This window comes from Thiomicrorhabdus sp. 6S3-12 (assembly GCF_017571475.1).
Lineage (GTDB): Bacteria > Pseudomonadota > Gammaproteobacteria > Thiomicrospirales > Thiomicrospiraceae > Thiomicrorhabdus.
The window spans coordinates 1-22,815 of record NZ_JAGETW010000002.1; the positions used below are offsets into that span (position 1 = coordinate 1).

A 22,815-nucleotide genomic window follows, 5' to 3' on the forward strand; every position below is an offset into this window, starting at 1 on the left:
TAACCGGGACCCATGCCATAACCGGGACCCATGCCATAACCGGGACCCATGCCATAACCGGGACCCATGCCATAACCGGGACCCATGCCATAACCTGGACCCATACCATAACCTGAACCCATCATATGAGGCTGCCATCGGTAATCATTATCGGTATCTGTATCAGACATAGCGACAGAGATGGGTGTGAAGGTAATCACGGATGAAACCAGAAGTGTTTTTAGAAATGAACTCATCATGAAACTCCTTTTGCTTTCGCAAATTTAAGATAATTGATGCGCCATTCAAAAAGTTAATAATTAGTGAGAATCATTAACATCTCGATAATTTTTATTATGAACCTCCTGTAAGAAAGCGTCAAAAGGAAACCGCTGAGTAATCTATTATTATTTTTATGGATGCCCATTAACTCTATTTCTAAAACATCCGAATGACTTCCGGATGATTTCTTGCTGTAATCCGCAAAAACTCGACGAACCTGACACCTGGTTCAGAAAATATGGCTAAAATGGATCCGACATCTAGAATAATTCAGAATTTGAGGTTAGCAAGTTGGTACAGGGAATGATTCAATCACTCAAACAAATCGATCCGGAAATCAGAAAATGGGTTGCGCGTATTTTTATTTTGCTTGGGATTGCCATCGCCTACTCGCCTTACTGGATTGATTCGATTTTTGAAAAAGAGATACTCGAAAGCCTGTCAGGCCCGATGATGACCGCAGGATGGTGGATTCTGGGTTTAGGTTTGCTCCTGTACATATTTAACATGTGGGTCGACATCAAGTCCGAAAATAAAAATACCGAATAAGAAGGTAATAAACTTTATTCACAAACACCTCTCATCTGACGATCTTTATCTTTAGGCCCCTGTTGATAGGATTGCGAAAAAATGTACCTATTAGCAGGTTCATACCCCCTTTCTCCATTGCGCACTACCTTTTCTTGATATGGCGCTGGCCCGTCAGCAACAAACAAAATCAATTTTATTCCGTTTGAGTGATAATCACTCTCATACCCTAAAAACTTGATTTATAATGCTTTAATGTATTTTTCTGACATTGGCTTGGACGCCGAAAATATCTGAACCGACTGAATGGTAACCAAACACGAATTCAACCATGAACCTCTCGTAAGAGGCGAGCTTTTACTGTTTCGTACTCTATGGCAGACGAGTAACGACAATATGTTTATCGTCAGAGTGAACGATAATGGTGATTACGTCAGCGAGAAATCCAACCGCTCCCTGGAAGCGACATTTGGATTAGATCCCGATCAGCTTGACGGCGTTTTGTTGAAAGACATTCTGGAAGCTCCCGTCTATCAGAAAATTGCCCAGCGGTATGACAGATGTATCGCCCACAACACCCCGGTCACTTACGAAGAAGAGCATGTTATCGATGACAGCGGACCGCGAGTCTGGAGCACGACGATTCTGCCGGTTTATGATCGCGAAAAAAATTGCACACGCATCTTAGGCGTTTCTCGCGAAATCACCTCTCTCAAGAAAGCCGAACAGATCCTTCAGCAACATAACAAACATCTTGAACACGAAGTCAGTAAACGCACCGAAGAGTTGCGCAAAGCGTTAAGAGAGATGGAAGCGATCTCCATTCATGACAAACTGACCGGTCTCTTCAACAGACACAAGCTGGATCAAACCCTGGCCGACTATCTCAGTCTCGCAGGCCGTTACGAAATGCCGTTCGGATTGATTATCGTCGACCTGGATAATTTTAAACAGATCAATGACAGCTTCGGTCACCGCGCCGGAGATCACCTATTACAGGCAGTTGCCGACATCATGCATGAAAGCTCCAGAAAAACCGATATTATCGGCCGCTGGGGCGGCGATGAATTCCTGATTATCGTTCCGCACGCAGACGAAAAGGCTTTGTATGCATATACAGACCATATCCGCAGCCGAATTCAGAACCATTCCTTTGATAACATTCCGGCTAACTTGACTGTCAGCGCCGGTGCCACACTCTACCAAGCGGGAGATGACGCCGAGAGCATTCTCTTAAGAGCGGATAAGGCGCTTTACGATTCAAAAGATGGAAATAAAAACCGGGTCACCTTCAAGTAACCCTTTTTATTTAATCTGAAAGACCTTTCGCAGAGGAAGAGCGGACCGTCAATACTCAAGCGCCACGGGAAGCATTCTTCAACAGCTGTCTGAAGGCCGGGGCCGGCAGAGGCTTACTGATAAAATACCCCTGAATCTGGTCACAGCCGAAATCCTTAATCATATCCAGCACCCGCTGTGTTTCAACGCCTTCCGCAACGACTTTCAGACCAAGACTATGCCCAAGATTGATCGTTGAACTGACAATCTGTTGATCGTTTTCGTCTTCATCGATTTCCATAATGAAGGACTTATCGATTTTGAGTTCGTTAACCGGTAGGCGCTTCAGATAGGCGAGAGAGGAAAAACCGGTTCCAAAATCATCGATCGAGATATTGATTCCAAGTTTATTCAACTTCTTGAGCTGCCCGAGCGAGAGCGCAAGATTTTCCATCATCACACTTTCGGTTATCTCAACCGTCAGATAGCGGTAATCCAGCCCAAACTCGTTTAAATACTCGCGGATTTGGGTACACAGTTGTTCGTTAGCCAGATCACGAACCGACAGGTTGACTGAAACCGATACTTCACTGCCCTGCCGATGCCAGTGACGACATTCGGCAATCGCTTTTCTCAACACATACAGCGACAGCTTATGAATAATGCCCAATCTTTCAGCCATTTCGATAATTTTGTCCGGCGGCACATAACCGTGCTCTTTATGCTGCCAGCGCAGCAGCGCTTCAGCTCCGCAGATACGACCGCTTTCCGCTGCAACCTGAGGTTGATAGTGAAGCTCGAATTGATCATTATCCAATGCATCGATCAGATCGCCGACCAGACTCAAGCGCTCCTTACTGTATATATTCTCGCTGGAGTCATATTGAGAATAGCCGATTCGTTTACGTTTGGCCGCATACATCGCCATATCCGCATATTGCAATAGGGTTTCGGCATTCATTCCATCATCGGGGTAACTGACAATCCCGATGCTGATACTGACATTCACCTTTTCCCCATTAAGTTCAAAAGGCTGCCCGATCTGCTCGATAATTTGTTCGGCCAGTCCCCCGGCCTGTTTTTTGTGCATATCCGGCAGCAATATCGAGAATTCATCGCCCCCCAATCGCGCCAGAGTGTCAGATTTTCGGATCAGCTTGTGAATCCGCTCCGATGCTTCGATTAACAGTTTGTCCCCCGAGGCATGCCCCAAGGTATCATTAATCTCTTTAAAGAAATCCAGATCCATTACAAACAGAACGAAACTCCCCTGCTGCCGCTCCGCCGAGAGAAGTTGATATTCGATGCGCTGGTTCAACAGAAAACGGTTAGGAAGCCCGGTCAGGTGATCGTGCATTGCCTGATGTTCAAGTGCATTCTGGCGATGTGTAACCTCTTCATCCATCTGTACAAAAGCTTCAACCAAACGCGCGATCTCTTCGGTTTCAGTGGTATCGATTTTTGGCATATCCATACCGAAAGCGCGTGAGCGCAGCGCCTGAGTAACCCGTTCAATCGGCTTAAAGATGCTCCATTCCATCGACATCAGAATGGAGCTGATGACAATCAGATAAAGCGCAATAATACCGTAAATCAGGTATTTAAAAGAATCGTCACTGCGGGATAACTCTTCATCCAAAAATTTCTTTTCACGCTTGATGATTGCTTCGACATCGTTGCATCCCTGCGTAATGTCGTTAACCAAAGGCAAGACACTGTTTTTCATAAGCACCGTATCCGAACGCCACTGACCGGTTTCGGAGATGACCCGCATTTCCAGAAAATTGACAAACCAGGCTTCGGAAACTTTCTGAATCGAGTCAAGTATCGCAGTACCTTCGAAGCTGTTTTCCTTGCTGTAGAGTTCTTTAAGTCGACGGATATTGCTCTCGAAAACCAGAAACATATCGCCCAGACTCTGTCCCTGTTGCTCAAGAATTTCTGTCGTAAATGAAGCCAGTCGATTGGTCATATAGATACGTGACTGGGAGATCGTTTTACTCCATAGAGTCTGAGACTTAAGCAGAAGCGGATAGAGTTCCGACGATTTCAATTCCAAACTGCCGGATTCAATCTCCAGAATCAGCAGCTCGAATCCCGAGTTGACCTGACTTTGCTGTCCTTCCATCTCATTCGCCGAAATGCCCATAGCGGGGTATTGCTTATTGATATCGAGACGGTATTCGATCAGGCGCTTAACTTCCCGGTTAAGCTTTGCAAAGTTATCAATAATCGGATTGACTTCGCTGATCAATTCCACGTGGTAATCGTGCCGGGAATTAACCAGCTGATTCAAACTCTTAAGCGACTGCTCTGTATAGGAGTCGATCTCTTTAATCAGATTTTCGTTTTGTGGATCAAGCAGAAACAGGTTGATGTCTTTATTGATCACCAGAAGGTGGTTTCGAACCTCTTCAAGACTGGCCTGCTCCTGTAGAACCCCGTCATAACCTCTTGAAACCGCATTTTTGGTGGCCGATGTCTGGAAATAACCGAATGCCACCACCGACGCAACAAACAATCCGAGAAAGATTGTCAGGGAGATATAGCGTTTTCGAAGACTGGGAAGACCAGTCGCGTTTCGGAGCAACATACTCATTTCTTTAGTTACAAGACTCTGGTTTATTTTAGTGGCGATGATCTATTTCGATTGCAACACGACGCCCTTGATTGCATATTTCTGCAAGCGAATGCGCGTGCAAAACGTTCCGGAAAATAATCCAAGAAACTTCCTGGCGTAGAATCCCGTTAATCGAACGAGGGAGTATTCTAATAGTATAACTAATCGCTCAAGATAAAAGATTTAAATACCCTCTTTTATCAGGGGTTATGCTAATAAGAACTTAAAAAAACAAAAGGTTACTGCGATTGTAAATCCATTTTATCGATCCGTGCGGCTTTCCGTTTATAGCCGTTTTCTTTTATTCGCTTTTTTAAGCGATCAATTCATCACGATTCGTCAGATTATGTACGCCTAAAAGTCATCCACATCAACTTTACAATAGCGAAGTGCGCATAAAATGAAACTCTTCTCACAGGCATTCAACAGCAAAGGCCTTCTCGATAAGAAAACGGAGCCTCAGGTGAAAGACGTCCCTCACTCGCAATATTCTCTGCCGATTCCCGAACTTTTTCGTGCCTACGAGACTTCCGAACAGGGTCTTTGTGAAGACGAAGTCCTAAACCGACAATTCGAATTCGGTCACAACAGGCTACCGATGGCTCCGCCTAAACCGGCATGGTTGCGTTTTGCCAGACAGTTTCATAATGTTTTGATCTATGTCCTGATTATCAGTGCTCTTATCAGCTTCTTTCTTGAACACTATGTGGACGCCGGAGTGATTTTCGGCGTGGTTATCATCAATGCACTGGTCGGATTCATTCAGGAAGGTAAAGCTGAAAGCGCTTTGCAGGCCATTATGTCCATGACCACAACTCAGTCGATGGTGATTCGCGAGGGAATCCTGAAATCGATAGACAGCGCTGAACTGGTTCCCGGGGATATTATTGTTCTGCAGGCCGGAGACCGGGTTCCGGCTGACGTCCGACTCTTTTTCAGCCGGGATCTGCACTGCGACGAATCCGCTCTGACCGGTGAATCCCAACCGAGCAGTAAACATCTCCGTCTTCTGCAAGCCGACACGCCTTTGGCCGACCGGGGAAATATGGCGTTTATGGGCACCATGGTCACCCACGGTTTCGCCCGCGGTCTGGTCACGCAAACGGCAAGCGCCACCGAAATCGGTAAAATCAGTACACTTGTGGAACGAGTGCAGATCTCACCGACGCCAATGCAGGTTCAGTTATCACGTTTCGCCCGGCAATTAACCGCTGGCATCATTCTGTTTTCCACGCTCACTGTCCTGTTCGGCATCTTTTTTCACGACTTTCATCTGGCGCAGATGTTTCAGGCGGCCATCGGCATCGCCGTTTCTTCCATCCCAGAAGGTCTGCCGGCCATAGTCACCATATCTTTGGCCATCGGCGTTCAGCGAATGGCTGACAACCGAGCTCTGGTTCGCCGTCTGCCCTCAGTGGAAGTTCTCGGTTCCGTCGACGTCATCTGTACCGATAAAACCGGAACCTTGACCAGCAATGCCATGACAGTCCGGGAAGTCTTTATGCTGGATCGTTCCTATCGGATTCATGGAGAAGGCTACTCCCCGGAAGGCTATGTCGAACGTCTCGATAACGGTGACAAAGTCTTGATGAATCAGGATTCGGCGTTTACCCTGCTTTGCTCAATCGGTATGCTTTGCAACGAAGCGAGCCTGACGCTCAAAGACGGCGAATGGGCAATGTACGGCGATCCGACCGAAGGAGCCTTGCTGACGCTGGCGGCTAAACACGGACTCAACGCGGTAAACCTGCAACAACTCTGGCCCAGAATTGATGTACTGCCTTTCGAAAGCGAACAGCGCTATATGGCCACCCTGCACCACAATCAAGAAGGTGCAATCCGTTTAATGGTCAAGGGTGCACCGGAAAAACTCCTCGAGTGCGCCAAATATGAAATGCAGAACGAGAATCTTGTGCCATTGAATGAAACCAAATGGCGGGAGGCTATGGATAAGTTTGCGCATAAAGGAATGCGCGTTATGGCGTTGGCTTATAAAGACCTTGAACACAAACCCGAAACGCTTAAGCACAAAGACGTTGAACAAGATCTGGTTCTGGTCGGTCTGGCAGCGATCAGTGATCCGCCTCGCCCCGAAGCGATCGAAAGTGTTCGACTCTGCCATCAGGCGGGAATCACCGTCAAAATGATTACCGGAGACAATCCGGTCACCGCCGCAGCGATCGGCGAGGAACTGGGCTTGGACAGCAGCCGAATCATGACCGGTCAGGATATCGACCGACAAAGTGATCAGGAACTGGCGCAACAGGTTGAAAAAACGCATATCTTCGCACGTACCAGTCCGGCCAATAAGCTGCGACTGGTTGCCGCCCTTCAACAGAATCGGCATATTGTTGCCATGACCGGCGACGGCGTTAATGACGCCCCCGCTCTGAAAAAAGCGGCTATCGGTGTCGCCATGGGCCATAAAGGCACCGATGCGGCAAAAGAAGCCGCAGACTTCGTGCTTACCGACGACAACTTCAGAACCATTACCCGTGCGGTAGCCGAAGGCCGCACTGTATATGACAATATCGTCAAGTCGATTATCTTTATCTTGCCGACCAGCCTGGCCGAAGCGATGGTTATTGTCACGGCGATATTCCTGGGAAGCGTCATGCCGATCACCCCCGCACAGATTCTTTGGATCAATATGGTGACCACCATTACCTTGGCGCTGGCTTTAGCGTTTGAACGTTCGGAACCGAACATCATGCTGAGAAAACCGCGTCCGTACAACCAGAGCCTGTTTACCTACGCTCTGCTGCTCAGGTTGATTATGGTCGGAGCCCTGGGCGCTTTGATTGTCTTTTCTCTGTTTAACTACTATCTGTTACACGGCGAATCCATCGACTTTGCCAGAACCGTGGCGGTCAATGCCCTGGTGATGATCGAAGCCTTTTACCTTTTTAATTGCCGTTTTCTGACCGACTCGATTTTCAACCGCCAGTTTTTCAGAGGCAGTGTACCGGCCGTAGCCGCCGTTATCGGCGTGGTGTTGCTGCAAATCGGCTTCACCTACTACCCCGGCACCCAGTCTCTCTTTGAGTTGGAATCGCTTCCGCTGCATGACTGGCTGGTGATTGTACTGTCCGCTTTTCCGATACTGTTTATCGTCGAGCTGGAAAAATGGTTTCACCGACGCTTCGCGTCTGACAGGACAATCTCGCCTTCAACAAGCGTTCACTGAACTGAGGAGATCTTTATGGCCACCCTAACCTTTTATGGCGCAACCGCTGGCGTCACCGGTTCCTGTTATTTACTTAAAACTTCAAGTGCGACCGTTTTGCTCGATTTCGGGCTGTTTCAGGGAAGTCGCGAAGAAGAACAGGCCAACAGCGATCCCCTGCCGTTCGATGTCACCGATATCAATGCCGTCGTCCTTTCGCACGCACATCTTGACCACTCCGGTCGTTTGCCGGTACTGGTCGCTCAAGGGTATAAGGGGCCGATCTATACCACCCAAACCAGCCGCGAACTGATTGAGGTTCTACTTAAGGATTCCGCGGCCATTCAGGAAAAGGATATCGAGTGGGAAAACAAGCGTCGGCAGCGAGCCGGAAAAGAGGAAATAACACCGCTGTACCGCTTTAAGGAAGTCATGGAAACCTTAGAGTTGTGCCGGGGATTGAATTACCATCAACCTACAGAAATCGCTACAGGCATTAAGGTCAATTTTCTGGATGCAGGCCATATTCTGGGCTCCGCCATTGTCGAGCTGTACATTCGCGAAGGCGAGCAGGAGAAAAAACTGGTCTTTTCGGGTGACCTCGGCAATTCGCAGGCGGCTCTTCTCAAGGACCCGGAAACCGTCAGTGAGGCGGATATACTGCTGCTCGAATCGACTTACGGCGATCGCAATCATCGCTCTATGGACGACACTCTGGCTGAATTCGAAGAAATTATCAAAGAGTCATCGCTGTACGGAGGAAATGTGCTGATCCCCTCTTTCGCTGTCGGAAGAACCCAGGAAATCATTTTCCGCCTTGGCGAACTCTATCATCAGGGCAAAATCGGCCATCAGGCGATCTATCTGGACAGCCCGATGGCGATCGCCGTTACCGAAATCTATCAGCGTTATCAGAATCTCTATAATGCGCAAGACCGGGCCACTATTCAAAGCCGATCGCCACAGCAGAGCCTGCATGACTTTCTACCCATTCTGCGTTATTCGGTGACGACCGAGGAGTCCATGGCGCTGAATCGAATCAGCAGTGGAGCCATTATTATCGCCGGCAGCGGTATGTGTAATGGCGGTCGAATCCGACACCACTTCAAACACAATCTCTGGCGCCGCAAAACCCAAGTGATTTTCGTCGGCTATCAGGCCGAAGGAACACCTGGACGCGCGTTGGTCGAAGGAGCCAAAACCTTTAAAGTGGCCGGAGAGGAGATTGCCGTCAAAGCGCAGATTCACACCTTGGGCGGTTTTTCGGCACATGCCGGGCAATCACAACTGATCAACTGGTTAAAGACCTTCAAAGAACCTAAACCGCAGTTGTACCTGGTTCACGGAGAGACTAACGCCAAAAACGTTTTCCGTTCAGCGCTACAGCAGCATGGCTGGCCGGCATTGATTCCGACCAGCGGCGAAACCGTGGTATTTTAAGACGAACGGGGCAAAAGCGGCGCTTTGACCGGTTGATTCAGGGTGTATTGAAAATACGCCATTTCACTTTTCAATTCGTCAGCGCCCTGCGCCATTGATTGCGCCGATTGGCTGCTTTCACTCGCCAGCTCGGCATTGCGCTGCATAATCTGTTCGACCTGCAGCAGGGATTGATATGCCAGTTCGGTTTCCTGAGCCTGGGAAACGGCATTTTGTGCGACCTGCTGGATTTTATCACCGACTTCCTGAATCGAACTGTTGATCTGGTTCAGCATTTCGCCGGACTCGTTCGCCAGCGTGCTCCCCTCGTTAACCCGCTGAACCGTCTCTTCGATCAGGTTTTTGATATCCTTGGCCGCTTCGGCCGACTTCTGCGCCAAGGCGCGGACTTCACCGGCTACCACCGCAAAACCGCGTCCGTGTTCGCCGGCACGAGCCGCTTCGACCGCTGCATTCAGCGCCAGAAGATTGGTCTGAAAAGCGATACCGTCAATCAGACTGACAATCTCAGAAATCTTTTTACTCGACTCCTGAATCGCGTCCATCGCCTGCACGGTATCGTTCATTACCCGAACACCCTGCTTGGTTTGGCTCTGCACGTCCGCGGCGATCTGCGCAGCCGACGAAGCCTCTTTAGAACTGTTTTCGATCGCATGATTGGTCTGATTCATCGACTCCGAAGTCTGCTGCAAACGCGACGCACTTTCCTGAACCTGTTGATTCAGACTTTGCGAACTGCTGACAATCTGTCTCGAAGACACTGCAAATTCCCCGGCGGACTCATCCACGCTTTGAATCACCGCGCTCAACTTATGGCACATATTTTCGATACTGTGATTCAGCAGTTCGATATTTTTGTCGTACATGGTTGGATTATCCAGCCTGTGGCTTGCCATCTTGACCGTAAGATTTCCGTTGGAGACGGATTCGATCACCTTGGATGCATCCGTAATGACCGCATCCAGCAGCTTACTGTTCGGGTTCGAGCCGATGTCCGAGGCATATTTAATCACCTTACAGACCTGACCGTCTGGATCGAGAATCGGGTTATAGCTTGCCTCTAGCCAGACTTCGCGGCCATTCTTGTCGATACGCTGGAAAGTGCCCGAAAAAGACTCGCCGCTGGCTAGCCTGTTCCAGAAATCGCGATACGCATCGGAGCTGGCGAACTCCGGCAGCGCAAAAATACGGTGGTGTTTGCCTTGAATCTCTTGCAGTGAGTAATTCATGGTTTTAAGAAAATTTTCATTAGCGGTCAGGATATTGCCATACGCATCGAACTCGATGACCGCCATAACCCTGTGAATCGCCTCAATCTGTGCTTTGGCTTCGTATTCCGTTCTGACCTGATCGGTTATGTCGGTCGCAAACTTGATAAATTTCACCAACTTGCCTGATTCGTTCACTACGGGGTTGTAACTGGCCTCGAGCCAGACGGTTTCACCTTGCTTGTTTTTACGCTTGAAACGTCCGGTAATAAACTCTCCCTGAGCCAGACGCTGCCAAAATCGCTGATAATCAGATGAATTCGCCTCTTTGTCGTAAACGAATAAACGATGATGCTTGCCGCGTACTTCTTCCAGCGTATAACCGACCGTAAGCAAAAAATTCTCGTTGGCATTGATAATGTTGCCGCTGAGATCAAATTCAATCGTTGCCATCACTCGATCCAACGCATTTAATATCTGCTGCTGATCGTTTGTCTGCTTATGCAGCAACTGAATCTGATTTTTGAATTTGGCGTTGAACATAATCGAATCCCTTTGATACCGGTATAACCGGAAGGCGGTGAGAAAAAACGGTAAAGAAGTAGAACAACATCAGCACAATTTATACCAGCCACTGTCGTGGCGCTATTCTGGCGATGCGGTTGGCAAACGTCTATTGACTAAAGTGTATAACCTATAGCATTGACATAGTTTATAGGCTATTAACCCTTTATTCCATAAGGATTTACTGTTAAAGAAAACAATATTGAGATGGATTAAGAGCGGACTTCACAGACAATGCCGCCCCGCAAGAGACAATTAAAAGCGGACTCTCCAGCCCCTTAGACAAAGGCGCTTACAGAATCCTTTGCACTTCATGCGCAATAAAATCGGCGAGCTCTTTGGAGGTGTAGTTTTTATGTGAGTAAAGAGTAATCAACGGTACCGAAGCGCTGTCTAGCGACTTGATTACGACCGGGTCGACCCGTTCGTTCTTATTACTGTCGATATAGGCAATTGCGCAGATAATATTCCACTCTTTGTCGCAGATAACGAAATCGATCACATGTTCACGAATCTGCGCCTGCAGAGATTCCCAGCCGCTATTGCGTTCCCACTGATTGATATTCGGCTCGATCAAGTGGTCAAGCGACTGCTTCGGCATGACATGCATGTCCGTACCGCCGATCTCTTTAAGCTGCTGATATAGTTTATTTTCATTACCATTTAACAGCTGTTTTTTTTGTTTATAGCTTGTACTCAGTCTCATCATTTCACCGCCGGTTATGGGATTTTTGCAGGCTGACTAGAATCTTAATACAAAAAGTCCGGCAAATATAGATTTCGTACTTTTACTGATCAATATAATCGCATTCAGGATAGGTGGAACAACCGTAAAACCTGCCATGCTCGGACTCTCTGGCTAGCAGAGTGCCCTCTTCGCATTTCGGGCACACTTTCTTTTCCGTATAGTCACATGCCGGATAATGTGAGCAACCGAGAAAAATACTATACTGCCCGCGCCTTTCCTGCAGTTTACCGCTATGACATTTCGGACAGAGTTCAACCTCGACCAGTTTTTCGCTGATGCGGACACGCTCGATTTTGCCTAGCTGGTGCACAAACTCGGACTGATCCGCCGCGCTGGAAAGAATAAATACGCCGCGTTTTGCACGCGTCAAAGCCACATACAACAGGCGTCTCTCTTCCGCATGCGGGAAGGATTCCGGTTGCGGAATGACCAGATGCAGCAGTGCATCGTCGGAAAGCTCGCTCGGGAATCCATAGGCACCGGATTCCAATCCCAACAGAATTACATAGTCCGCTTCCAGCCCTTTCGAGGCGTGAATCGATTTGAATTCAATCTGCAAAGAAGGATAACGCGCCTGATAATTGGCCAGATTATCCGGTTTCTGACGATGGTAACGTGCCAGTAAAAAGACTTTCAGAGATAAGTTCCGCTTCTGCGCCATCTGCTGCAGTTTCCATAGTATATTCTGAACCAATTCAAGCTGTTCGCTTTCCGATTCATAGGCTTCAATATGCACCTGATCAACCTGAATATCGGCATGGGCGGCAACCTGTTTGCGTAACTGCTGCGGATTTTCCTGAATAAACTCCGCTGCCACATCGGCGATTCCCTGGTAACAGCGGAAGGTCTGCGTCAGGTAATTCAACGAACTGGGGCCGAAATGACGGGAAAAATGCGTCATGATGTCGATATCGGCACCGGAAAAGCGGTAAATCGACTGCCAATCATCGCCGACCGCCAGCAATTTACACTGCGGTTTCTGCTCGAGCAACGCCTGCAGCAGGCGCTTACGATCCTGGGAAATATCTTGAAACTCATCAACCAGAAGATATTTGAACGGATGTTTGAACTGATGCGTTTCCAGGTAGTCGCAGGCTAGATTGATCTGATCGTTGAAATCAATCTGCCCGTAAGCGTCCAATTCATCCTGATACGCCTGATAAAGTTGCGCGAAAACTTCAAGAAACAGCGTCGTACGGATCGGATCCTGAACCTCCTGAACACTTAACTTTTTATCAAATGCACTGATATCCCCGCCGTTTGCCTTGAAATGACGTAAAAAGGCCTCAAAAATCGCCAGATCCTCTTCCGGCTTGTAAAAGCGGTTAACCAGCTGTGCCAAATCCTGATTGGACAGAGGCGAAAAACTCACTCCGGCCGTTTCGAGTATTTCTTTCAGATCGGCAAAAATGCTGCCCTGATCGAACTGGTAGCTGTAAGTTTCAAAGACATCGACCTTAAAACGTTTAGCCGCTTTACGACGCTTATCGATAAAGTTGGCATAATCACTCAGAAACGAAGGCCACTGTTTTTGCTCATTGAGTGCAAAATGAAAATGATACAGATCCGCTTCCGGAAAATAGAAGTCGGCAATCGCATTGCGGTTGTCCGATCCCGATATCGGATGCAGATAGAGAAATTGCACGCCTTGCGCCACTAACCAGTTCGCCAGACTCAAAGCCTCCATCGAACTGACCTTAATCCCGTTCAGCGCGGTAAATAACGGTCGTTTCTTGCCTTCTTTGGTTTGTGCATAGCTGGCGCCCATCTGTGCCAGATAGTCGTAATACGCTTTCTGCGTCTCAAAAGCGAACAGATTCGGACGCGGTTTTTTGGCAATCGCCAGATAGTCATACCAGGCATGTGAAAAGTCCTCGTCCTGCAGCAGAACTTCGATTTTCTGCTGAAAGTAATTCAGCATCTGCAGTCGGCCGGCACCGGCCATAGGCGATAAGTTCGGCGTACTTCCCTGCTGCTTGCGGATAATTGCCAGCCCCAATGCATGGAAGGTCGCACTGTAGACCTTTGCACTTAAGCTTTCGCCGTCACTGTATAAATTCAATTTCAATTGCATCTGCGCAATACGCTGACGAATGCTGCTTGCCGCTTCCTCGTTATAGGCAAGAACGCAAATCTCGTTCGGTTTGGCCAGCCCCTTTTTCAACAGATAAGCGACTTTGGCCACCAGAGTGGACGACTTCCCCGAACCGGCGGATGCAATCAGCAGATTGCGGTCCTCTTCCGTAACCACTGCCCGCATCTGTTCAGGCGTCAAAGGATAGCTTTCTACCTGGGAAAACAGCTTGGAATAACGCTCGATTTCCTGGTCGATAAATTTATCGTTATGTTGGCGAATCCATTCGGAATCGGCAACCAGCAATCCCTGCAAAATCGAAATCTGCTGCCACAGCTCTTTTTCCTGAGCGGAAAAATCGCCTGCGGACAAGTCGCAGAAAAACGGATGCGAAAGAATACCGGCTAAATCTTCATTTTCGGCAAGGCTCTGTAACAACTCCTGCAGCAAGAAGCGGCTGAGGTAGCTATCACCTTCGGCAAGCGACTGAAGCTGTTGCTGTACTCGATCGCTTCGATTCGCATTCAACTCCAACAGAGATCGCTTGAGCTCCTGACGGATCAGATATTGCAGAAGTTCAATAAACTGCTGGCTGTCAGCCGAGGTCAGGTGGACAAGACGGTAAATTCGCTGTTCAGTCGTGACCCGTAACTCGTCCCAGATTAAACCGACGCTGCGGTAGACTCGCCCTATCTGCAGATAAGGGATCAGCGTTGTCTTGTTCCCCTCTTCAATCTGTAATCCATCCGGCTGCAATGCCATGCGTAGCTTGTGATTGAAAAGCGACGGTAAAGAGGAATTTTCAAAGTGCGTTTTAGAGGAAGTAACGGGAGCGTTCAATCTGGGACCGATAAGAAATATACGAATAAAAAATAAAACCGGCATCGCTACCGGTTTCTTGAAAGTTGACGAGCGGCGGCGGTCAACGTCACATGCAACGCACCGACCAAGTCGAATCGGAACTTATGTACCGCTTTTCTTCAGGAAGTTCTTGAGATTGTAGCGATAGATAAAACCCGGGAAGGCGAAAATCATAAACATAAACAGCACGACCGTATAGAACTCCCACTCCTGCGGTGCGACATGTCCCATACTCTTCTTTTCCAGAAGATAAGCAAATAAGCCGGTTATACAGAAATAGGTAAACCATTCGATCATATTCACTACGATCGATTTGTGCGGTACCTTAATCAGTAAAAACAGACGGTTGCCCAGAATAAAAGGAATATTGGCCAATACCATTGCGGTTAGCAGCAATAACCAAACAGCCTGATTGGTTTCCATAATTTGCCTCTTTAAATCAAATCTTATGGCTTTTACATACAATAAAAGCCCGCTGAAACGGGCTTCTATAATACACAGTTTTCCGGCCCGAGAGACTTCTCAAACCGGAAAAATGGTGACTATATGCTTAAGTAGCAAAGGTCGATAAGCGAACCTGGCAACAGACCCAGAGCCAGAAGCAGGATCGCCACGAAACTTACACCCCAGTGCAATGCCGGACTGATGATCTCAACCGGACCTTGAATTTCGGACTTATCGAAATACATCGACTTAACGACGCGCAGGTAGTAGAACGCCGAGATAACAGCGGTAATCACCGCAATCACCGCAATCCAGGTAAATCCGGCCTTAACAACCTCTTCGATTACCACGATCTTCGCCCAGAAACCGACAAACGGAGGAATACCCGCCATCGAGAACATGACGATCAGCATCATCAACGCCAACCAAGGGTTCTTGGCATTCAAACCTTTGAAATCGGCAACACGGTCAAACTCAAACCCTGTACGCGACAGAGCAGTGATCATACCGAAACCGGCGACACCTGTAATCGCATAAACGATGATGAAGAACATCGCAGCAGAGAAACCGTCGTCAGTCGCGGCAATAACACCCAACAATAGGAAACCGACATGACCGATACCGGAATACGCCAGCATACGTTTCAAGTTATCCTGCGCAATCGCCACGATAGAACCGATCACCATCGACAGAATCGAAATAATAATGATCAACTGCTGCCAGTCTCCGACCAAACCAGGCATCGCTTCGTACAGAAGACGGTAGACCATAGCGAAACCAGCCAGTTTAGGCGCCGTCCCCAGATATAGGGTGACCGCAGTCGGAGAGCCGTGATAAACATCCGGCATCCACATATGGAAAGGCACAGCCCCCATTTTGAACGCCAGACCGATCACCACAAATACGACACCGAATGCCAGAACGATTCCGTCCGCTTCACCCGAAGCGATCACCGCTTTCATTTCCGGGAAGGTAATGGTACCGGTAGCACCATAGATCATCGAGAAGCCGTACAGCAGCATACCGGTAGCAAGCGCGCCCAGTACGAAATACTTCATACCCGCTTCGACGGCAACACCGTCATATTTGCGCAGCGCAATCATCGCATACATCGCCAGAGACATAATCTCCAGCCCCAGATACATGGTGATGAAGTTGTTCGCCGAAATCATGACAAACATTCCCAGAACACCGAACAGACCCAATACGAAGAATTCACCGCTCATGAAACGGTGCTGGACCAGATATTCACGGGCAAACAGGAAAATTCCCAGCGTGATGGCGACCGTAAACAGCTTAAGTACATCGGCGAAGCTGTCGCGGACAAAGCTGTCGTTAAAGGTAAAAACCTGTTCTACCGAAAAGCTGGACAGTACCAAATAACCGGCCACAAGCAAGCTTGCCTGAGTCGCATAGTAGGTAGCGTTCTGAAAACGTTTAGACCAGAAAGTGTCTGCAACCAGAATCAATGACGCCAGAATCAGCAGCGTAATTTCAGGGATTGCAGGCGCAAAGGATGGAATGACAAAATTCATACTAATCTTTCACCTACCATAGTTATAGTTTTGTTGTGGTGGCTTGCACCAGTAAGTTCTCGACAGAAGTGTGCATCACTTCCATCAAAGGCGCAGGGAATACACCCAGAGCGACAACGGCAATTGCAAGCGTCGCCATAATCGCAAATTCGCGTTTGTTCAGATCCTGCAGCCCTTCGACATTTTCGTTGGTAACAGGGCCGAAGAAGACGCGTTTAACCATCCAAAGGGTATAAGCCGCACCGATAATCAGAGTCAAGGCCGCCAGCGTACCGTACCAGACGTTCGCCTTGAACGAGCTCAGAATAACCATGAATTCACCGACGAAACCGGAAGTACCAGGCAGACCGACGTTAGCCATTGCAAACAGAACCGCAAACATCACGAACCACGGCATCTTATTAACGACACCAGAGTAAGCGGAAATTTCACGCGTGTGCATACGGTCATACAGTACACCGATCGCCAGGAACATCGCACCGGAGATGAAACCGTGCGAAATCATCTGCACCATCGCACCTTCCATACCCAGCTGCGCACCTTCCATTGTGCCGTGGCTGGCAACGATGTCGTACACCAGGAACATCCCCAGAGTAACAAACCCCATGTGCGAAATCGAAGAGTAAGCAACCAGCTTTTTCATATCCGACTGCACTAGAGCGACAATACCGATATAGACGATCGCGATCAGTGACAGTGCAATAACCAGCCAATCCAATTGCATAGACGCATCCGGCGTAATCGGCAGCGAGAAACGAACGAAACCGTAACCACCCATTTTCAGCATAATCGCCGCCAGTACGACAGAACCGGCAGTAGGCGCTTCAACGTGTGCATCCGGAAGCCAGGTATGAACCGGGAACATCGGAATTTTTACCGCGAATGCAATCAGGAACGCAAGGAAGATCAGAATCTGCGCAGTCATCCCCAGCGGCAAGGCGTGGAAATCCAGAATCGAGAAACTTCCGCTCTGCCAGTACATATACAGGAATGAAACCAGCATGAATACCGAACCGAAGAAGGTATACAGGAAGAACTTCATGGTCGCGTACACACGACGCGGACCACCCCACTTACCGATTACGATAAACATCGGAATCAGCAGCGCTTCCCAGAATACATAGAACAGAATTGAATCCAGCGCCGTGAAGACACCGACCATGATCCCGCCCATAATCAGGAAGGCACCCATGTACTGTTCGATACGTTCTTTGATGCACTCCCATGCCGAAGCAATGACCAGAACCTGAGTGAAGGTTGTCAGCAGCACCAGTGGCATAGACAGACCATCAACCCCCAGATAGTACTGGACATTGAACATCGGGATCCATGGAATCTGTTCTACGAACTGCATCTCAGCCGTACCGTAGTTGAAATTCGCCCACAGAGGAATTGACAGAATAAAAGTCAGGCCAGCCACAATAAGTGACAGCCATTTAGCGACCGTATCGTTGTTACGGCCGGCAAACAACACTAATAGACCACCGATAATCGGCAGCCAGATCAGTGTGCTCAAAATAGGATAGCTTGTTAGCATGAACTCGAGTCCCTTTTCTTATTATTCTTCAATTACCACAATACCCAGATCAGCATCCCCAGCAGTCCGAAAATCATAACGAACGCATAGTGATACATATAACCTGTTTGGGTACGACGCAGACCGTTGGCAGAGTGCGCAATCGCCATAAAGGTATTGGTAACCATTCCGGTATCAATCAGTTTGACATCAACCCATCGAGTGAAGAACTGACCCAGTTTGCGGGTACCGTTAACGAAGACGATTTCATTCAGACGATCGAAACCGTAAGCGTTTTCCAATACATAGTGACCGCGAGGACACATCTGCTTCAGCTTGCCCGGAATATTAGGCTGCTTGATATACATGAACCACGCCAGAGCCACACCGGACAGCGCCAGAATAACCGGCAGAGTTACGAATGAGTGAATGATCATATCCAATGCACCGTGGAAGTAGTTGTTGTACACCCACATCATGGTGTCGTTTTCAGGCTTGATCACAATCGCTTCGGCGAAATAAGAACCGTTCAACATCGGCTCGATCATCGGCAGCCCCATTAATAGCGCCGGAATAGCCAACAGAATCAGAGGAATTGTTACCACCAAAGGAGACTCTTTGATCTTATGCGTCTTAACGTATTCAGACTCTTCGCCATGGAAGACGATAAAGAACATACGGAAGCTGTAGAAAGCCGTCACGAAAACACCCATCATCAACAGGATAAAGGCGAAATCAGCACCAAAGCGATCGGTAGCCTGCAGGCTCAACAGGATTGAGTCTTTCGAGAAGAATCCTGAGAAACCTGGGAAACCGATCAAAGCCAGTGAACCGATCAGCATCGACCAGTAGGTAATCGGCATATACTTTTTCAGCCCACCCATCTGACGGATATCCTGGATGTGGTGCATCGCGATAATGACCGAACCGGCCGCCAAGAACAGCAACGCTTTAAAGAATGCGTGCGTCAATACATGGAACATACCGGCCGCATAAGCGGAAGCACCAAGTGCTGCTGTCATGTAACCCAACTGAGAGAGTGTCGAATAAGCGACCACTCGCTTGATATCGTTCTGGATCAGACCTAGAAGCCCCATTAAGAACGCGGTCAGTGCACCGGTAATCAGTACCACCGACAGAGCAACTTCAGACAGCTCGTAGGCTGGAGACAGACGCGCCACCATAAAGATACCGGCGGTTACCATGGTTGCCGCGTGGATCAGAGCCGAAATAGGCGTCGGACCTTCCATAGATTCAGGCAGCCATACGTGCAGTGGCATCTGTGCAGATTTACCCATCGCACCGATGAACAGAAGAATCAGCATTACGGTGATCATCGACCACTCGACACCTGGAATGATTTCAATCATTACGTCTTTCTGAGTCGTCAGTTGAGCGAAGAACTCTTTGTAGTCCATCGTACCGAAATACACAAAGACCACGGCAATCCCCAGAATGAAACCGAAATCACCGACACGGTTAACCAAGAAGGCTTTCAGGTTTGCCTGAATCGCAGATTCACGCTTCATGTAGAAACCGATCAGCAGGTAAGAAACCAGACCTACCGCTTCCCAACCGAAGAACAGCTGCAGGAAGTTGTTCGCCATAACCAGCGACAACATCGAGAAGGTGAACAGCGAGATATACGAGAAGAAACGCTGGTAATAAGGATTGTCATGCGAATAGTCTTCGTCGTGATCCATATATCCGATGGTATAGATATGAACCATCAGGGAAACGAAAGTGACTACCAGCATCATGGTTGCCGACAATTTATCGATCATGAAACCGATCTGGAAATTAATTCCGTCAGACACCATCCAGGTATAGAGCGCCGCATTATATTCTGTAGCGCCCTGGAAAACATACAACCAGAAAACATAGAACGACAAGACCGCAGAGATCGCAACACCCGCAATGGTCGAGTAATGCGCTCCTGCACGGCCTATTTGACGGCCAAACAGACCGGCAATCATGGCACCCACTAAAGGTGCCAGCAGAATGACTGTTAAAATTTCATGTAACATTCAGCCTTACCCCTTAAGTGAATCCAAGTCATCAACATTGATGCTCTTACGGTTACGGAATACCAGAACGATAATCGCCAGACCAATTGCCGCTTCGGCAGCAGCAACCGTCAGAATAAAGAAAACGAAAATCTGTCCGGTTACATCATTCAGATAGTGTGAGAATGCAACCAGGTTGGTATTGACCGCCAAAAGAAGCAATTCGATTGACATCAATAGAACAATCACGTTTTTACGGTTAAGGAAGATACCGGCCATGCTGATCATAAACAGCACCGCGCCGAATAAAAGATAGTCAGAAAGCGCAATCATTTTTTCTCTTCCTCCTTGTCCTCTGCAGCCGGTTGTTCAACCACCGCATCCATTTTGACCATTTCCAAACGCTCGGATTTCTCGGTACGGTTCTGCTTCTCGATATTCTGATAAAGCACTGTACCGCTAGGACGTCGGCGCAATGTCAAGGCAATTGCCGCAACAATACCGACCAGAAGCAGTACCGCCGCCAGGATAAAGGCGTAAGCGTGCTCTGTGTACAGAGGAATCGCAATCTCGGTAGTATTGCTGTAATCCGCAGGTTTGGCTGCCGGAGCGGCAATCTTATCCAGACCGAAGTGTTCAGGGCCAACGACCATATACATCAAAGCGAAGATCGCAATAGCGGCCAGCGCTCCGATCGGCAGGTAGCGGGTAAAGCCTTCCTTAAGAATAGCCATATTGATATCCAGCATCATGACCACAAACAGGAACAGCACCATAACTGCACCGACATATACCAGAATCAGTACCAAGCCAAGGAATTCAGCCTGCGCCATGATCCAAAGTCCGGCGGTGGAGATAAAGGCTAAGACCAACCATAACGCTGCCTTAACCGGGTTCTTAACAGTAATCATCATTAATCCGGAGATAATGGCGATCGCTGCTAGCACATAAAAAATAAATTGTTCAAAGCTCATAGCAATAACTCAGTACTCTCGAATTAACGATATTTCGCATCAGCTGCACGGTCGGCGGCAATCTGCGCTTCGTGTTGATCACCGAAGGCAAGAAGATCTTCCTTGGTACGGATATGCGGACCACGCTCATGGAACTCATACTCAAACACACGGGTTTCAACAATCGCATCTACCGGACAGGCTTCTTCACAGAAACCGCAATAGATGCACTTAAACATATCAATGTCATACTGAGTGGTACGACGGGTACCGTCTTCACGCTCTTCCGATTCGATGGTAATTGCATTCGCCGGACAGACCGCTTCGCACAATTTACAAGCGATACAACGCTCTTCGCCGTTTTCATAACGACGCAAAGCGTGGTGTCCACGGAAACGCGGAGACAACGGCGTTTTCTCTTCCGGATAACGCACCGTAATCTTCTTTTTAAACAAGTACTTACCGGTAACTGATAAACCCTTGAATAACTCAGTAAGACCCCAGGTCTTAATTTGATGTTTTAGAAATTTACCCATGTCACCCTCTATTAGTTAAACCATGGACCAAAGTCGAAGTACTTCATAGCGCCAACTACGAATACCCAGACAATGGTTAATGGAATCAGCACTTTCCAACCCAGACGCATCAATTGGTCATAACGGTAACGAGGGAAAGTTGCACGTAGCCACAAGAATACAAACAGCAGAAGTGCTACCTTAATCGACAGCCAAGCCAGCTGCGGAACCCAAGAGAATAGTGTTTCCAGAAGCGGAATACCTTCAAACGGTGACAACCAGCCGCCAAGGAACATAATCGACGCCATAAAGGAGATCAGAATCATCATGGCGTATTCCGCAAGCATGAAGACACCGAAAGTCATACCGGAATAATCAACGTGGAAGCCGGCAACGATTTCCGCTTCCCCTTCGATGACATCGAAAGGCGTACGGTTGGTTTCAGCCAGACCGGAGATGAAATAAACAAAGAACATCGGCAATAGAGGCAACAGGTACCAGTTAAGAATACCACCCTGCTGATTGTTAACAATCTCTGTCAGATTCATGGTGCCGGCAATCATCAAAACGGTAACCAAAGCGAAGCCCATCGCAATTTCGTAAGAAATCTTCTGTGCGGAACCACGCAGAGCCCCCAGGAAAGCGTATTTCGAGTTGGACGCCCAACCGGCGACAACAGTACCGTAAACAAGAATCGACGAAACCGCCAGAACATATAGGACACCGGCGTTAATATCGGTAACAACAACACCATCGCTGAATGGAATAACCGCATAGGCGGCAACCGCCGGAGCAATTGCCAGAATCGGCGCAAGAATAAACAGGTACTTGTTGGACTGAGCCGGGAAAATAACCTCTTTGGTCATCAATTTCAAAGCATCGGCAATCGGCTGCAACAGGCCGATCGGACCGACACGGTTCGGTCCCATACGTACCTGCATATAACCGATGACCTTACGCTCGGCGTAAGTCAACCAGGCAACTACCAGCATAATCGGCAGAATAACCGCTACCGCTTGTAGCACCAGAGTAATGGTGATGGCTAGCCACTCGTATAAGAAGCCAGATAAAAAAGCTTGGATCGCATCAAACATCAAT

General features: G+C 48.3%; 17 protein-coding genes. 4 read left to right on the forward strand and 13 right to left on the reverse strand.

The annotated features are described in order from the left end of the window. A partial coding sequence (locus J3999_RS02990; protein WP_208126505.1) for a hypothetical protein occupies positions 1 to 236 on the reverse strand: 236 nt, incomplete at its 3' end. 328 nt (positions 237 to 564) lie between these two features. Here J3999_RS02990 and J3999_RS02995 point away from each other — a divergent pair. Both J3999_RS02995 and J3999_RS03000 read left to right on the forward strand, forming a co-directional pair. Then, positions 565 to 810 (forward strand): hypothetical protein, encoded by a 246-nt coding sequence (locus J3999_RS02995; RefSeq protein ID WP_208126506.1) that lies wholly within the window; start codon positions 565 to 567, stop codon positions 808 to 810. Between the two features lie 285 nt (positions 811 to 1,095). Next, positions 1,096 to 2,088, forward strand: a complete 993-nt coding sequence (locus J3999_RS03000) for a sensor domain-containing diguanylate cyclase (protein ID WP_208126507.1) — start codon at positions 1,096 to 1,098, stop codon at positions 2,086 to 2,088. Positions 2,089 to 2,143: 55 nt separating this feature from the next. On the opposite strand, the gene J3999_RS03005 is transcribed toward J3999_RS03000, so the two are convergent. Beyond that, on the reverse strand, positions 2,144 to 4,660 hold the full coding sequence (locus J3999_RS03005; RefSeq protein WP_208126508.1) for a bifunctional diguanylate cyclase/phosphodiesterase: 2,517 nt from the start codon (positions 4,658 to 4,660) through the stop codon (positions 2,144 to 2,146). Between the two features lie 427 nt (positions 4,661 to 5,087). On the opposite strand from J3999_RS03005, the gene J3999_RS03010 reads away from it, so the two are divergent. Both J3999_RS03010 and J3999_RS03015 read left to right on the forward strand, forming a co-directional pair. Continuing rightward, entirely contained in the window at positions 5,088 to 7,874 is a 2,787-nt protein-coding gene (locus J3999_RS03010; protein WP_208126509.1) for an HAD-IC family P-type ATPase, read from the forward strand. A gap of 15 nt (positions 7,875 to 7,889) precedes the next feature. After that, positions 7,890 to 9,293, forward strand: a complete 1,404-nt coding sequence (locus J3999_RS03015; protein ID WP_208126510.1) for an MBL fold metallo-hydrolase RNA specificity domain-containing protein — start codon at positions 7,890 to 7,892, stop codon at positions 9,291 to 9,293. On the opposite strand, the gene J3999_RS03020 is transcribed toward J3999_RS03015, so the two are convergent. The 11 genes from J3999_RS03020 to nuoH all read right to left on the reverse strand — a co-directional run bounded on the left by J3999_RS03020 (position 9,290) and on the right by nuoH (position 22,811). After that, the gene (locus J3999_RS03020) at positions 9,290 to 11,044 is read right to left on the reverse strand and encodes a PAS domain-containing methyl-accepting chemotaxis protein (protein WP_208126511.1); all 1,755 of its coding nucleotides are present in this window, start codon (positions 11,042 to 11,044) and stop codon (positions 9,290 to 9,292) included. The two genes, J3999_RS03015 and J3999_RS03020, sit on opposite strands and share 4 nt — an antisense overlap. A 313-nt stretch (positions 11,045 to 11,357) precedes the next feature. Beyond that, entirely contained in the window at positions 11,358 to 11,771 is a 414-nt protein-coding gene (locus J3999_RS03025; RefSeq protein WP_208126512.1) for a DUF2726 domain-containing protein, read from the reverse strand. Between the two features lie 82 nt (positions 11,772 to 11,853). Beyond that, complete coding sequence (locus J3999_RS03030) at positions 11,854 to 14,649, reverse strand: UvrD-helicase domain-containing protein (RefSeq protein WP_208126513.1); 2,796 nt, start codon at positions 14,647 to 14,649, stop codon at positions 11,854 to 11,856. Positions 14,650 to 14,850: 201 nt separating this feature from the next. Further along, a complete protein-coding gene (locus tag J3999_RS03035; RefSeq protein WP_208126514.1) occupies positions 14,851 to 15,171 on the reverse strand; it encodes a DUF2818 family protein in 321 nt (106 codons plus the stop codon). A gap of 119 nt (positions 15,172 to 15,290) precedes the next feature. Then, the gene (gene nuoN / locus J3999_RS03040) at positions 15,291 to 16,727 is read right to left on the reverse strand and encodes an NADH-quinone oxidoreductase subunit NuoN (protein WP_208126515.1); all 1,437 of its coding nucleotides are present in this window, start codon (positions 16,725 to 16,727) and stop codon (positions 15,291 to 15,293) included. A 22-nt stretch (positions 16,728 to 16,749) separates the two neighbouring features. After that, positions 16,750 to 18,264, reverse strand: a complete 1,515-nt coding sequence (locus J3999_RS03045) for an NADH-quinone oxidoreductase subunit M (protein WP_208126516.1) — start codon at positions 18,262 to 18,264, stop codon at positions 16,750 to 16,752. A gap of 32 nt (positions 18,265 to 18,296) precedes the next feature. After that, the gene (nuoL, locus tag J3999_RS03050) at positions 18,297 to 20,270 is read right to left on the reverse strand and encodes an NADH-quinone oxidoreductase subunit L (RefSeq protein ID WP_208126517.1); all 1,974 of its coding nucleotides are present in this window, start codon (positions 20,268 to 20,270) and stop codon (positions 18,297 to 18,299) included. 6 nt (positions 20,271 to 20,276) lie between these two features. Then, complete coding sequence (nuoK, locus tag J3999_RS03055) at positions 20,277 to 20,582, reverse strand: NADH-quinone oxidoreductase subunit NuoK (protein ID WP_173284503.1); 306 nt, start codon at positions 20,580 to 20,582, stop codon at positions 20,277 to 20,279. Further along, positions 20,579 to 21,223 (reverse strand): NADH-quinone oxidoreductase subunit J, encoded by a 645-nt coding sequence (locus tag J3999_RS03060; protein WP_208126518.1) that lies wholly within the window; start codon positions 21,221 to 21,223, stop codon positions 20,579 to 20,581. The genes nuoK and J3999_RS03060 overlap by 4 nt, the downstream gene beginning before the upstream one ends. A 23-nt stretch (positions 21,224 to 21,246) precedes the next feature. Further along, on the reverse strand, positions 21,247 to 21,738 hold the full coding sequence (gene nuoI, locus J3999_RS03065) for an NADH-quinone oxidoreductase subunit NuoI (RefSeq protein ID WP_173284500.1): 492 nt from the start codon (positions 21,736 to 21,738) through the stop codon (positions 21,247 to 21,249). Between the two features lie 11 nt (positions 21,739 to 21,749). After that, entirely contained in the window at positions 21,750 to 22,811 is a 1,062-nt protein-coding gene (gene nuoH / locus J3999_RS03070) for an NADH-quinone oxidoreductase subunit NuoH (protein WP_173284498.1), read from the reverse strand. Between the last annotated feature and the right edge of the window lie 4 nt (positions 22,812 to 22,815).